Consider the following 14,778-nt stretch of genomic DNA (forward strand, 5'->3'; position numbering starts at 1 on the left):
AGTCTAGGATCGAACACATATTATGCAATAAAGCGCAAACACCAATTTAGACCAGTTTGTTGTCTTTCCTGAACTCATTCCGAATGCTGGAGATGATATCTTGTTGATATACCATTCGTTCGTTTCGACGTATTGCCGTTAGAGCGCATTGACGCAGGACATTAATTATTTGACCACCCGCCATCTGATAATCTCTGGCTACGCTGTTTAAGTCGACGTCATCAGCGAGGTCACATACATTGTGGAAGGCATTTTTCCACAGCTGTAAGCGTTCCTCAGGACCAGGAATGGTGAAATGCACCATATTTTGGAATCGACGAGTGAATGCCTCGTCCATATTGCTTTTCAGGTTGGTCGCAACAATGACTGTTCCGGGAAAGTCCTCTATCTTTTGCAAAAGATAACCGGTAAGTTGGTTCGCATGGCGATCATTTGAAGAACTGGCTTCAGTCCGTTTGCCAAACAGAGCATCACCTTCATCAAAAAACAATATCCACTCTTTGTAACTGGCTGCATCAAAGACACGGGATAAATTTTTCTCTGTTTCCCCTATGTACTTTGAAACCACCATCGACAAATCCACCCGATATACGTCTCTGTCAGTAGACTTGCCGAGCAAGGCCGCCGTTAGCGTTTTACCTGTGCCCGGTGGCCCTGAAAACACAGCCCGATAACCGGGTTTCACCTTTTTCGCCAGTTGCCACTCTTGCATCAGAGTATTACCGTGGGCAAGCCACGCTCGTATCTCCTCAATCTGGCTCATTACACTATGCTCCAGCACTAATTCCGACCATTCGAGCGGCGTATCTAATGGATGCGCGGGAAAGCTCGTACTCAGCTCAGGCCTATGCTGCTCCCCCGTAATGAAATAATTGAGCCAGTGATCATTTAATCGGTAGACCCCCGCTAAACTTGGGATTCCTGAATCAACAGAAAGCAGCTCTGTGACTTGTTCTGCCATCAGCTTATGTTGGGATGAGAGAATCGACATCGTATGGACACGCCATTCAGGGTTATTAGCGCTGATCAAAAAGTTAAGCGTTTGACCGGTCGGTACAAAGCCACTAAATGTTCGGTCAGCGACGCCGCCAAACTCGGTAAACGGACGATCAATCATCCCGTTAAGACCAAAAAAGAAATCCAGTGCATCAGGGCGTATTGAAGGGGCCATTGCTAGCGCTAATGCCAAGCGTTCAAAAATATTCAATTGCCAGTCGATGACCATATCAGCATACAAACTGCTACCGGGTGCTGTCTCTGGTGGAGGGATATCAATCCAGTGCTGCTCATGCCCTTCTTGCTTGAGGTAGCTACAGATGACTTGGCTAATAACATTCGTTAGCCAATCTACTTCCTTATACAGCGCTACCATATTTGTCGTTGTACTGTTTGGGTTATCACCATAGTCGTCGATATCGATTAATGCCATTTGGCCATCTCCGCCATACACAACTCATTGCTCATTCAACCAGTCTGTAAAAGTATAGGCGAAGCTTGGTAATTCATGACCACTTACAACAACTCTTCCTCAAAGCGACTACTAACAAATGAGTCCAGAGAAATTCGAGTTAAAACAAGTGGCTAAACTCGGTGTTCAGTGTAACTGGATCGGACCAGCTTTCTGCCACAGCATTGTCGTGACAATTACCTCGACGGCTCATACTGGCTTCCAGTCCATGTTGCTTTAAGAACTTGTTCCAGTCGTGACTCGTATACTGACTGCCTTGATCTGAATGTACGAGCACCTTTTGGCTTGGAGAACGGCGCCATATAGCCATTAAAAGCGCGTCCAAAACCAACTTTTTAGTTATTCGACTTTTCATCGACCAACCAATCACTCTTCTAGAAAAAAGATCGACGACAACGGCAAGATACAACCAACCTTCATGTGTTTTTATATAAGTAATATCGGTCACCCACGATTGGTTTGGATCCGTTGGGTTGAACTCTCTGGCTAATTTGTTAGCTGAAATGACATGTTCAGTACCCACTTTAGCTCTGGGTTTACGATACCCGCGTTGTGACTGTAAGCCTTCTCGCTTCATCAAGCGATACACTTGATTGATCCCACAGGATTCACCTTCATCTCGTAGGTCACTGTATATCTTTCGATAGCCATAAACTCCGCCTGATTCCAACCAAAACTGTTTGATAAGTCCGAGAAGATATTTACGCCGTTTCTCTTGTTTGCTGTCAGGGTGTTTTAGCCAGGCATAATAGCCACTGGGATGAACCCCAAGGATTTTACACATCCGTCGAACAGGCCAAATAGACTGATTGGCTTTGATAAAGAAGTACCTCAGTCGGACTGGCTTGCGAAGTAAACTGCGGCTTAATGGGATGGTCTGCTCCTCCTCAAGCTTATACTTATTACTCAGTTGAGGAGTATAAACAAGGAGGCGACTATGTCTAATTCTCAGGTATATATCTATGGTATTGACTTAGGTAAAAACTGGTTCCACGTTGTAGCTATGGATCGTCAAGGACACGTGCTTTGGCGTAGAAAGCTCAACCGAGAACAACTCAAAAAGTTTGTGATAAATACTCCACCTACGATTATCGCGGTTGATGCTTGCCCAGGATCCCAATATTGGGGACGATTGTTTAATGACGCTGGTTTTTCAGTAAAAATCATTCCAGCTCAGTTTGTTAAACCCTACCTTAAATCAAACAAAAACGAATTTAATGAATTGCGGAAGCAGGTAGCCGCAGCACTATGCGTTGCGTTTCTTTGAAGTCGCACGAACAGCTTGCTTTACAAGCTACGCATCGGGTAAGACAGCGCTTTATTACCGAGCACACTGCAACGGTTAACCAAATGCGAGCTTTGAACCTTTAGATAGCTACCACATCTAGTCTTAACTTTGCGTTTTTCTGCTCGGTATTTTCCAGTTCTACGCTTCTTTCGAACAGGGGCTGAAGATGACTTTGATGACTAACCATCAAAATAGTGCTATCTGGCAGCTGCTCTAGTACTAACTTAACTAAATCATATGCAGTACATTCATCAAGGCTGCTAGTCGATTCATCGAGAACCAAAGTGCTAGGTTTTAGAACTAACGCGCGCGCCAAAGCTAACTTCTGCTGTTCGCCCCCTGATAGTTTTGATTGCCATTCAATCTTATTGTCTAACTCAGGTATAAGCTGTTGTAAGCCAACAAGCTCTAATGCCAGTTCATATGCAGCGTTATGTTCTGACGGGTGCTCAGGATAACTCAGGCACTCTCGTAAGCATCGCTGAGCAAGATAAGGCTTCTGCGGCAGAACAAGTACATTTGAATCGTTTGTATGATATCGCCCTTGATAGAAAGGCCAGATCCCAGATAGAGTACGCAGCAAAGTTGACTTACCCAGACCACTCGCCCCCCAAATAATAATAGACTCACCAGATTTTACATCTAGGTTGAGGTTATCAATCAAAACTTGCCCATTTGGCTTACATACCGATAGCTGTTCACATTGAATGCCAGCGGTATGAGTGTCAGTTGTCGACTGTTTTTGCTCTTTACGAGACAGCTCTTCTGACTTCTCCATCGCTTCTATAAACTGACTCAAACGTACAACCGTAGCACTCCAATAGGTAAGGTCGTCATAACGGAAAATAAACCAGCTAAGAGAAGAGTAGACTTTCATGAAAGCCATTCTTACTTGAAACAGACCTCCTACCGTAATGATTTTCGCCATTAATGCTGGAATTGCAGCGAAGTACGGAACCATGGCGGCTATCTGCTTATACGTGTTAACGACAATGCCTAGTTTCTTCTCTCGGCTCATCAAAGTCTTCCAGTTGCTTGAAATATCACTAAACTGAAATTCAAGTTGTTCTTTTTCTATTCTTTGTCCTTTCATCAGTGCAATTTGTTCTGCACTATCTCGGCTTCTTAATAAACGAGCTCGAAAATCTGCTTCACGCTTTTGTTGTTGATAAAAGAGGCTATGTAATTTACGACCAAGAAAGTGCGTAACTCCAGCGCCAATAATTGAATAAATAACAGCTAGCCAAAGCAAGTAGCCCGAAATTTTTATATCACCAAATAAAGGAAGTAAGAAACTACTTGAAAGGTTCCAAAGGATCACACTAAATGCAATTAAGGTCGCCGCACTTTTTATTAGCTCAAGAATTAAATTAAGCGTTTCTGTGGTTAAAATTTTTATATCTTCGGCGATACGCTGATCAGGGTTATCAGGTTCATCAATAATAGTTAAATGATAAAAATTTTGATTACTGAGCCAACGACCAACAAGACGCTCAGTCAGCCAAGTACGCCAACGTATTTCAGCCCATTGCTGTAACCATTTGGCATAGACTTTCATTACAACGATAACTGCAACAAAGCCAATAAATTGTATTAGCAAGTCATAAATCAGGGGTCCATCTAAAGCAGCCAGCGCATCAAAAAATGCTTTATTCCAAGCATTGAGCTTTACTGTTACCTGTACCAATAAGAGTGAAACAGTCACAGTGGTAATAAAAATACCCCAAGTAAGCAGACTTGCTCTACTTAACCAATAAGGTTTAGCTATAGAAAAAAACTGTTTTAGTATCGACATATTCTTTAATACATAAATAAGCACATGCATTGAAATTAATGCATGTGCTTTACTCGTTTATGACTTTCACCCAGTTACCTCAAAGTGAGGCAACTGGAGCGTAGGGTTTTATTGCACAGTAAAATTCGCAGGAACTAGCGTCGCGTCAATCCAGTTATTCGTTTTAATGACAGTTTGAGCCAACTTATTTAAGCTTTCAGGTTTTACACTATCAACCCAAGCAAGATAATCGGAAATTGCCGTTAAGCTATCGCCATACTCAGAAGCAGAAACTAAGTACTTCATGCGTTGACGATCGGTAATATTATCTGGTTGAAGTGCGTGCTTAGTTTGTACAACGACTTCTTCTAACTCGGTTGCATTGATACCATCAGTAAGAAGTCTATCTAGCTCTGCCATTACTAGAGATTTTAACTCTTCACCACGCTCTGGATCATGGCTATAGCTGATTAAGCCATGAGCTTGGTCGCGCGAACGATCCAGACGAACACCAAATCTTACAGAGTAAACACCACCAGCCGTTTCACGTAGTGAAACACGTAGACGATTAGATATGATGCTGCTTAGTAAGTACGCTTCGTTCTCTACATCTTTATCAAAAGGCAATTCTTGATTAAAGATTAAGGTTGTAACCGCGATCGGCTCCTCACCTGATGCAATATGGATTTGGTGTTTACCGCTACCTAACTTAGGAAGCTCATTTTGAGAAAATGCTCCCTCTGAAGAGGCTGGCAGCGTTCCGACATAGATCTGAGCTAAGCGAATAACGTCTTCCGCTTTTGCGTTGCCGACAATATTTAACTGATGTCCGTTCGCATTAGAGAACAGCAGCTTCCAGGTTTTTAATAAATCATCTGTGCCAATAACATTCAACTCTTCTTTGGTTAAGCTCAATTTTTCTGGGTTATTAACGTAACGTACCGCATCGATAGCTGAGTTAAATTGACCATTTGAGCTCTTTTGACGATTTTCAATGCCACGCTCTAGTAATTGAGTGGTCGCATGCCAGATCTCAGCATCGACTTGTGGCTGTGTAATTTGCAGGTGCAAGTTCTGTAACCAGTTTTCAAGAGAACGCACATCAGAAACACCATTAAACCCATGACGGTTCTGATCAACAAAAGCCATAATACGGTTAGGGTATTCAGCATTTAGAATCGTCAACTGATCACTGCTAAATCCACCATAGCCAAAGCTCTTCATTTGACGTAGCTGTAAACCTGCACGACGTAGCTCTATAGGTAGTACTTGAGTGCCACCCCAACCTCGATAATCTAACAACAGTTGATTCGGAGTATCGTCACTGTATTCAAAGCGTACTGTGACGCCATTTTCCAACGTCCAGATTTGAACGCCATCTTTTTCGATATGAAAAGTGACTTTAGCTGCTTGTGGGATATTCTCCATCAAAGGCTTAGTTACGGTAACCCCAGCGATAGCTTGTTGAGATGTTAACTTTGCTTTTTCCCAAGCGACCGACAGCTGTTCATCATTTGGCAGCTTAACCTGATTTTCAGGCGTGATCTGAGCAATGACGATTGGGTTTAATGTCGACACAATGCGCTTTATATTGACATTCACGTCAGTAACCGTCATCGCATCCGTCAGTTTGATAACCGCTTTCAGCTCTTCGTCAGCATCCACATAAGGTGTTTGCATGCGCATACGGTTAAAGATCGACATCATAGTACGGCGGTTAGTCGTATCACGAAGCGCATCTGCAGCTTTTGAGTACGTATTGACGACACTACTGCGAATCGTAGCTAGATCCTCTGCAGAAAAACCATGTTCAGCAAATCGACTCAGTTGAGAAAATGCTTCATCGGCAGCTGCTGAATAATTGTCAGTCGTCAAAAGAGCCATTAAGCGATAATTACGGTATCCACTTCCCATAGGGCGAGAGATCATAATCATTTTACTTACATTATCGCTTTCTACTTTATACAGTTCACGAAGTCGCTTATTCATAACTTGAACAGTTATCTCATTAAGCAGCTTGGTGTATAGCTCTGATTCTGTATGTGGAACTTTTTCTTCTTCACGGAAGTTAAGAGAGAGTGCTTCAGTCGTGATCTCACTGTCTTTAATCACTTCAACCCTTAATTGATTATCTAGCGGAACCGTATAATCTGGACGGCTAGGTAACTCTTTCGCTGGCATTGAAGCGAAATACTTAGCCAACATGTTTTCTACTGCCGCTTTATCTGTCGCACCGACGACTATCAAAGTCATATTATTTGGGTGGTACCAATCCTGCCAAAACGCTTCAATACGATCAGCTCCGATATTACGTACCAAATCCATATCGCCAATCGGTTCACGTTCACCAAATCTGCTACCACTTAGCACAATTTCACGGGTTGCTGCGCCTAAGCGAGATTTCATATTACGACTTCTGCGCCATTCCTCCTCTACTACCGGACGCTCTTTTTCCAACTCATCTTGTTTAAAAACAAGTGCACTTGCTTGCTGAGCTAGCATATTAAACCCTTCAGACATCATCTGCTCTGAGTTATTTGGCAGGTGCAAAAAATAGGATGTGGTGTAGTATTCGGTCATCGCGTTCACATCACGACCAAACACCATACCCAATGATTCTTGGTGTTCAATAATTGAATTCGATGGAAATTGTGTGGTCCCATTAAACGCCATATGCTCTACTAAATGAGCAATGCCTTTTTGATCGTCTTCTTCAACCAAAGAACCAGCGTGAACTACAAGCTGCAATGAAACTCTATTATTTGGGCGATTATTTTTGACCAAGATATAGTTCATACCGTTATCAAGTTGCCCCTGAATCAAGTCTTGGCGCAGTGCTAATTTTTTATCAGCCGAGTTAGAGGTGAACTGTTGGCAACCAGAGAGTATGCAAATAAAGAAAATAATGGATAGATATTTTTTCATTGAAATTGAGTGGCAGGAAAACCTACCACTCCCTTATGTAATATTAATAAAATCCAAGTTAAATGATTAATTACGTAAATTTACGTTTAACCAAATTTGTCTACCCGTGTTGTAATACTCGTTAGGAACAGCAGTACCTGCTTGTGAGCCTGAAATAGATACAACTTTTTGAGTATTGAGAAGGTTAGTAACACTTAATCCCAAAATGACGTGGTTATCAAGGCGAGTAGGAGTCCAATTCACCGCCATATCCCATGTAACTAAGTCATCAAGTTCAGTTTTTAACAATGAATTTAAACGTTGCGTTTCTCCATCAATGTCAACACTTTCCATACCTGCAAAAGCGGTTGCATTTTTTCCAGCTTGGTAATTAACTCGGTTATTCCAAACTAATCCTACATTTTGCCAGTACATATTAAAATCAAGACTAGTTTTAATTGGAGATTGATAACCACTGACGTCCATTTCGTTGTAACGAACTAATTCACCATCGAATAATACCCACTCGTCTTGGTATCCGCCGCTCAAATCATTAGATGCATCGTAGGTATTTTTTACGTCTCCAAAACCTTTGCGATGGTTGTAAGCGATTTTCCAGTTGGCATTGAGATATCCACCCAATATTTCATAAGGGTTAATTGTTGAAGCTTCAAGGCTGATTATATGGTTATCCGTTTTCAAATTGTTATAAAGCGTAGCTGTACCTGAAGTTGTATCAGTTGAATAGGTGAGGCCATCACGCTGCTTCCTGTAGATATATACTGTGTTAAAAGCAAAATTATTTACGTCAACTGCCCATGATGCACTGAGTTCATCCGAATAAGGGATATCTGCATCAGATAAGTCTAAGCCTTCATAATCAGTAGTAGAACTACAAGCTAAATTAGTAGAGTCAAGGTTATTCCAGTTACCATCAATAGCATCGCAGGTTTTAGATAACGACTGGTACTGACGTTGCTCTGTTTGCAAAGCCCAGCTGAGTAAATTCGCGCTGTAGTAACGGTTAGCGCCCAAAGTCACTCGGTTAGTATTAACAGAATCAAAATCCCAGTTAGTGGTAAAACGAGGAGAGAAAACGGTTTTATCGAAAACACTCATATGATCGACACGCCCGCCGAGGTAAACACCTAGCTGCCCCCACTGCATATTGTCATCGATATATAAGCTGTATTGTTGTGCATCAGCATCATAGTTAGCGGCTTGGTAACGAGTTAATGTAGATATAAATGGGTCACTCGTTAACAGGTCTCGATACTGGTAAACAACGTGATCTTGAGGTCTATCTACCGTCGCAACTTGATGATTAATTTCTATACCAATGTTTGCTTTATGCTCAAGCTCAAAAGTGTTAAACGATGCAAAATTGAAAGCAGATTTAAGCTGGTATGAGTCTTGGGTTTGTTTCAAGTTTCCATAACTGCCTTCATTATGAAAATTATACCTGTCCTCTCCTTGGATCATATAAGTGACAAAGTAATCGCTATCAGCTTTACGTTTGTCGCTGAGGCGATCATACGATAAAGAACTTTGCCAATGTCCACTTGAAAAAAAGCCATCTAGCTTAAAAGTTGCGCCGACACCAGTGTGATAACTTTGAGTCTCACTATTTTCTTGGTATGCATTGTCACTATTACTATCATTCATGAAGCTATTGCTTTCATGCTCGGTATAACGTACATCCGTCGTTGTACGCCAACGACTTGACTCCCAAATATGGGTAATAAAAATATTATCCATTCTTTGATCGACATCTTTACTATTGGCTAGAGGAATCTCTGATTTCTGATGACTTACATTGACAGCCAACTTTTGATTTTCATTGATTGCTCCGCCAAGGTGCAGGCTGTGCATGCGTTTCTGAAAGTTAGGTTGGTATTTACCGGAACCATCGTTCGGCGTACCATAACTGTCCTGAAAGTTCTCTCCCACTTTTTGCGAAGCATTCCAGTCACTATCATTCATACTGTATTGATAATCAATGGTGAACTCTTCAGTCGGTTTGCGTAGGTTGGCATTCACCACCCCGCCAGTAAACCCACCATGCTCAGCACTAATATTGTGATCAAGCACTTCAACACCATCCACTAAATTAGTATCAACGAAGTAACCAGAAGTGTGACCCGAAGACAATTGTGCAGGCAGGTCACTATCACTAGTGAAGGTAGTGCTGTTATTAACCCCTACACCATCTATAGTATATTTAGTTTGATGCGGGCGAGCGCCAGACAAAGAGATTTCTTCTGGAGTTAAATCACCACCTTGCATCGAGGTTTGTGCATCATTAATACCGACCCTCGAATCATGTTTTAGTGCTTGGGAAAGGGTTGGATTTTGCTGAGGAGACTGCTCTAATTCAAGTCGACTTAGTGCGATGTTATAACCTATTACGGTGACAACTTCTTCACTTTCAGCAGAAGCAGACTCGGTTTGTGTCAACTCCTCTTGGGCAAAACTGCTTGGACCATACAAAATGAAAGCCATACTCACGTATAGCTTCGTCAACTTTCTTTCCTGAAACAACATAATAAAACAACCTACTGCTTAAACGGGTTTATAATTATAACATAAATGCAAATGATAATAATTGCCATTTCTATACAGTACCACAATAACCATACAATAAAAAAGGATAATATAAATATCTGGTTAAAAAACTTACTTTTTATAAGAAGTAATCAGTACGGCCTTGTTGCTCAAATCGAATTGAACCTTTCTAGATAATTGAGGCTTGTTCTCATATCAATGATTGAACGCGCAATTAAATGGGTCAGTCAAAAGCTAAAATCACAAACTGGAGCAAGTACAACCGTGCATTATGTAGCGTGGTAACGTAACTTTTTGGATTTTTCAAAGCGTGAAAATGTAATACTCATCATGGGAAATGAGGTAGAGACTTTAAATACTCCGATACGGCTATCGAAACCGCCCTTATGATAAAAGGCATTATATCGATCAGACCTTTCAGTCAGAACTACTGGTAAACGAAATGATCATCATCAAACACTTAGACAAAGTACTTGACACCCGCTCGCATATTAATCAGGTATATCCTGTTATTGAAGTCGCTTTCCTTGTTATATCTGCCATGCTTTGTGGTCAACATAAATGGAGTGATATCAAAGACTTTGGTGAGAGTAATATGGATTGGCTACCTCAGCATCTACCCTATGAAAACAGGATCCCCCACTCGCCATAGCATGACCGCTATTATGAGAGTGGATGGCAAAGGCGAGTAAGCTTGATAACCCCCTATATATGTTATCAGCGTTTGATGTTGAGCAAGGGTTGGCTCTTACTCATCGTCCCTGTAAAGAAAAAGGCAAGGAGATCGATGCGATTAGAAATATGCCCGATTCTTTAGATATCACAGGCTGTTTGCTGATGGCTGATGCCCTTCATTGTCAGGTTGAAACGCTCCAAAAAAATTGTTTGTAAGGGAGGCTCCATACTGGTTCAGGTCAAACTAAACCAGTCAGCACTGCTTAATGAAATGGATGCTCAGTTCCAGAATTATTGGGCATTGCCGTAAGAGCAGCACAAGTCTCACGCTACGCACGACAAGGGAAATGGTCGTACGGAGATTCGTGAAGTTTATACACTGCCAGCACGCTTTAGTACGACTCTTAGAGAAAAATGGTCGATGGTGAAGAGCATCTTTGCCGTTGTCAGAGACCGAAGCATCGGGGATAAAGGAAGCTATGAGGCCTCATTTTATGTGTACAGCTCACTTGTCCCTTGAGTTAGCCGCGCAAGCTTCTAGAAAGCACTGACATATAGAGATCCAACAACATCGCGCATTGGATGTGATCTTTAAAGAAGACGAACAACAGATCCATGCTAGTGATTCAGCATTGAACATGGCTTGTTGCCACCGTTTTGTACAAAACTTGTTTAAGAAGTCTCTGGTTAAAGAGTCCGTGGGCTTTGATGTGATGGACGCATCTCCCTTCTAACATTGTTGTACCACACTACAGGTACAGCCATTAAGATCAGGAGTAACAGCCATGTCTATTAAAGTTGTCGGTATCGATTTAGCTAAGAACTACTTTCAAGTATGCTTATTGAATATTGACGGTACTATCTCGTCAAATCGTAAGGTTGCTCGAGTTAAACTGCTCCATACAATCCGTCAGCTTCCAGATAACACTCCACTGGCTATGGAGTCATGTGCTTCATCACACTATTGGGGGCGAGTCTTTTTAAGGCTTGGTTTTAAGGTATCACTCATTCCAGCACAGCATGTTAAGCCTTTCGTCGGTAGACAAAAGAACGACGCAAATGATGCAAGAGCCATTTGTGAAGCTTATTCGAGACCTGATATTCATTTTGTGCCAGTTAAAACTATCGAACAACAGGACCTGAAAGCTTTGCGCAATGTTCGCTCTCGTTTAGTCGAACAAAGAACTACTCTCGCTAACCAAATCAGAGGCCTAACAGCTGAATATGGGATAGTTTTCCCAACATCAATAAGAGCATTGCGTAATCACTTACCGTTAATCATTGAAGATGCAGAGAATGAGTTATCTCATGTTATGAGAAACTTACTGCAAAACTTATATTGTGATTTTACCCGCATTAGCAGCAAGATCGATAATGTAACTCAGGACATAACTTCACTGAGCCAGCTTAGTCCTCGCTACAAGGCGATTAAGAATATCCCTGGCTTTGGCCCGATCTTAACGGCTGCGATTGTTAGTGAAGTTGGCTCTGGTGAACAGTTTCAAAATGGTAGACAGTTTTCGGCATGGTGTGGGTTAGTTCCCAAGCAGAATAGTACACCTTGGAGCTTTATCAAAGAGTGGAAACCGAAACCTAAGGACACTACTCATTCATGGTGCTAGAGCTGTACTACGTTGCAGAGCTTCAAGCATGGATCCTATGGGAGCTTGGTTACGAGGGTTAATTGAACGACGTGGTAAGGCTAAAGCCATAGTGGCTTTAGCAAATAAGCTTGGGCGTATAGTGTGGCGTGTTCTAGCTACCGATTGTGAGTATGACGTTAATCGTGCTTTCAAACCTATATGATTGAAAGGTAATATTTTTATAAGCAAATGAGTTTGCAATAGCTGATGAAAAAACGGTGAACCATCCTTACTACACTCTGATTAAGCAACAGGTTAGTTGAAACCGTGGCTTTGAATAGACAGTAAGGGGCGGAATACATCATGGCGCAGGTCGTACAAATGACCAAGAAAGACATCGGATATATGTTAGCGACCGTATCATTGAATCAACCATTGCATCCTGAGGTGCGTCCATATATGTTGCTTAATTCAGAGAGACGGCCCCCTGCCACCTAATGGTTGATCCTTAGGCAATATACTGAGTTTTAGGCATACCCAACCCTGTAAGCTTGTTCAGCGTTTTTATCATAGCGTAAGTCTCATCAACCTGAGTGTTGTAATTTCTAAGTTTAATTGCCCACCTCGCAACTGTTTCACTCGATACATTACCGTTTATGATAGCCATACCGCTTTTTCCACTTTTTGTTAGAGCCGTAGAGCTTCTGGCAACCTACCGCTAAATTGCGAGGATGTCCTCTCTCCCAGAAATGTGCCGGGATGAGCGGAACGGCTCGCTTGAACCGTATGGCATCGTGACAACCCCTTGTGTCGTAAGCGCCATCGCCTGATATCTCAATGATTTTCCGACTTATCTGCTTAAGTAAGTTTGGTAGCACTTCGGCATCGGTTACGTTTGATAAACTCAGCTCTGCTGAGATGATTTAGTGGGTGTTAGTATCTACCGCAATATGCAGTTTACGCCAAACTCTACACTTCCCATCGGTGCCATGTTTTTGACTTTCCATTCACCTTCGCCATAAACCTTGAGACCACTGGCATGAATGGCTAGATGTTGTATTTTGCAAAAGATAACCGGTAAGTTGGTTCGCATGGCGATCATTTGAAGAACTGGCTTCAGTCCGTTTGCCAAACAGAGCATCACCTTCATCAAAAAACAATATCCACTCTTTGTAACTGGCTGCATCAAAGACACGGGATAAATTTTTCTCTGTTTCCCCTATGTACTTTGAAACCACCATCGACAAATCCACCCGATATACGTCTCTGTCAGTAGACTTGCCGAGCAAGGCCGCCGTTAGCGTTTTACCTGTGCCCGGTGGCCCTGAAAACACAGCCCGATAACCGGGTTTCACCTTTTTCGCCAGTTGCCACTCTTGCATCAGAGTATTACCGTGGGCAAGCCACGCTCGTATCTCCTCAATCTGGCTCATTACACTATGCTCCAGCACTAATTCCGACCATTCGAGCGGCGTATCTAATGGATGCGCGGGAAAGCTCGTACTCAGCTCAGGCCTATGCTGCTCCCCCGTAATGAAATAATTGAGCCAGTGATCATTTAATCGGTAGACCCCCGCTAAACTTGGGATTCCTGAATCAACAGAAAGCAGCTCTGTGACTTGTTCTGCCATCAGCTTATGTTGGGATGAGAGAATCGACATCGTATGGACACGCCATTCAGGGTTATTAGCGCTGATCAAAAAGTTAAGCGTTTGACCGGTCGGTACAAAGCCACTAAATGTTCGGTCAGCGACGCCGCCAAACTCGGTAAACGGACGATCAATCATCCCGTTAAGACCAAAAAAGAAATCCAGTGCATCAGGGCGTATTGAAGGGGCCATTGCTAGCGCTAATGCCAAGCGTTCAAAAATATTCAATTGCCAGTCGATGACCATATCAGCATACAAACTGCTACCGGGTGCTGTCTCTGGTGGAGGGATATCAATCCAGTGCTGCTCATGTCCGTCTTGTTTTAGGTAGCTACAGATGACTTGGCTAATAACATTCGTCAGCCAATCTACCTCCCGATACAGCGCTACCATATTTGCCGTTGTACTGTTTGGGTTATCACCATAGTTATCGCTATCGATTAATGCCATTTGGCCATCTCCGCCATACACAACTCATTGCTCATTCAACCAGTCTGTAAAAGTATAGGCGAAGCTTGCTAATTCATGGCCACTTACAACAACTCTTCCTCAAAGCCACTACTAACAAATGAGTCCAGAGAAATTCGAGTTAAAACAAGTGGCTAAACTCGGCGCTCAGTGTAACTGGATCGGTTCATCCGGCTGAATGCTTTGTTGGGAAAATTATCAATATTAATTGAGGTTAGATAGCTTAATCACTAAATTATATGCTAATAGAGCTACTATCAACCAGACTAATATAGTTATCAATCTTACGTTTACTTTACACATAACCTTCTCATGCTGCATGATAAAGATTAACGGCAAGAGCGGGTCAGATAGTGCCTCCAATGTAAATCCATCGGCAAGCTCCTTGGTAAAAGAGTACGATT

Annotated in this window: 6 protein-coding genes and 5 pseudogenes; 4 read left to right on the forward strand and 7 right to left on the reverse strand. The window is 42.3% G+C overall.

What is annotated here, in order from left to right:
* Positions 1–46: 46 nt before the first annotated feature.
* Both L3V31_RS15730 and L3V31_RS15735 read right to left on the reverse strand, forming a co-directional pair.
* Complete coding sequence (locus L3V31_RS15730) at positions 47–1,429, reverse strand: ATP-binding protein (protein WP_237317243.1); 1,383 nt, start codon at positions 1,427–1,429, stop codon at positions 47–49.
* Between the two features lie 187 nt (positions 1,430–1,616).
* Positions 1,617–2,330, reverse strand: a pseudogene (locus L3V31_RS15735) (IS3 family transposase); the annotation flags it as partial.
* Between the two features lie 75 nt (positions 2,331–2,405).
* Between L3V31_RS15735 and L3V31_RS15740 the strand changes: the two are divergent.
* Positions 2,406–2,735, forward strand: coding sequence for a hypothetical protein (locus L3V31_RS15740; protein ID WP_237317245.1), 330 nt, complete (start codon positions 2,406–2,408; stop codon positions 2,733–2,735).
* A 100-nt stretch (positions 2,736–2,835) separates the two neighbouring features.
* Here the strand turns inward: L3V31_RS15740 and L3V31_RS15745 are convergent, their stop codons facing one another.
* From L3V31_RS15745 to L3V31_RS15755, 3 genes are all read right to left on the reverse strand, one after another.
* Positions 2,836–4,581 (reverse strand): ABC transporter ATP-binding protein/permease, encoded by a 1,746-nt coding sequence (locus L3V31_RS15745; RefSeq protein WP_346014857.1) that lies wholly within the window; start codon positions 4,579–4,581, stop codon positions 2,836–2,838.
* A 78-nt stretch (positions 4,582–4,659) separates the two neighbouring features.
* A complete protein-coding gene (locus L3V31_RS15750; RefSeq protein WP_237317248.1) occupies positions 4,660–7,455 on the reverse strand; it encodes a M16 family metallopeptidase in 2,796 nt (931 codons plus the stop codon).
* 66 nt (positions 7,456–7,521) lie between these two features.
* Positions 7,522–9,957: a TonB-dependent receptor plug domain-containing protein gene (locus tag L3V31_RS15755; RefSeq protein ID WP_237317250.1), complete on the reverse strand. Its 2,436-nt coding sequence runs from the start codon at positions 9,955–9,957 to the stop codon at positions 7,522–7,524.
* Between the two features lie 260 nt (positions 9,958–10,217).
* On the opposite strand from L3V31_RS15755, the pseudogene L3V31_RS15760 reads away from it, so the two are divergent.
* The 3 pseudogenes from L3V31_RS15760 to L3V31_RS15770 all read left to right on the forward strand — a co-directional run.
* Positions 10,218–10,409 (forward strand): annotated as a pseudogene (locus L3V31_RS15760) (IS5/IS1182 family transposase); the annotation flags it as partial.
* Positions 10,410–10,441: 32 nt separating this feature from the next.
* Positions 10,442–11,408 (forward strand): annotated as a pseudogene (locus L3V31_RS15765) (ISAs1 family transposase).
* 51 nt (positions 11,409–11,459) lie between these two features.
* Positions 11,460–12,480: pseudogene (locus L3V31_RS15770) on the forward strand (IS110 family transposase).
* 285 nt (positions 12,481–12,765) lie between these two features.
* On the opposite strand, the pseudogene L3V31_RS15775 reads toward L3V31_RS15770, so the two are convergent.
* Positions 12,766–13,317 (reverse strand): annotated as a pseudogene (locus L3V31_RS15775) (IS5 family transposase); the annotation flags it as partial.
* Positions 13,265–14,356 (reverse strand): ATP-binding protein, encoded by a 1,092-nt coding sequence (locus tag L3V31_RS22090; protein ID WP_346014858.1) that lies wholly within the window; start codon positions 14,354–14,356, stop codon positions 13,265–13,267. The pseudogene L3V31_RS15775 and the gene L3V31_RS22090, both read right to left, overlap by 53 nt.
* Between the last annotated feature and the right edge of the window lie 422 nt (positions 14,357–14,778).

This window comes from Vibrio sp. J1-1 (assembly GCF_021728395.1).
In the GTDB taxonomy this organism is placed as follows: Bacteria; Pseudomonadota; Gammaproteobacteria; order Enterobacterales; family Vibrionaceae; genus Vibrio.

Bases quoted from the DNA above. Each gene is read 5' to 3' on its own strand.
- L3V31_RS15730 (WP_237317243.1), bottom strand. From the start codon at position 1,429: ATGGCATTAATCGATATCGACGACTATGGTGATAACCCAAACAGTACA.
- L3V31_RS15740 (WP_237317245.1), top strand. From the start codon at position 2,406: ATGTCTAATTCTCAGGTATATATCTATGGTATTGACTTAGGTAAAAAC.
- L3V31_RS15745 (WP_346014857.1), bottom strand. From the start codon at position 4,581: ATGCATGTGCTTATTTATGTATTAAAGAATATGTCGATACTAAAACAG.
- L3V31_RS15750 (WP_237317248.1), bottom strand. From the start codon at position 7,455: ATGAAAAAATATCTATCCATTATTTTCTTTATTTGCATACTCTCTGGT.
- L3V31_RS22090 (WP_346014858.1), bottom strand. From the start codon at position 14,356: ATGGCATTAATCGATAGCGATAACTATGGTGATAACCCAAACAGTACA.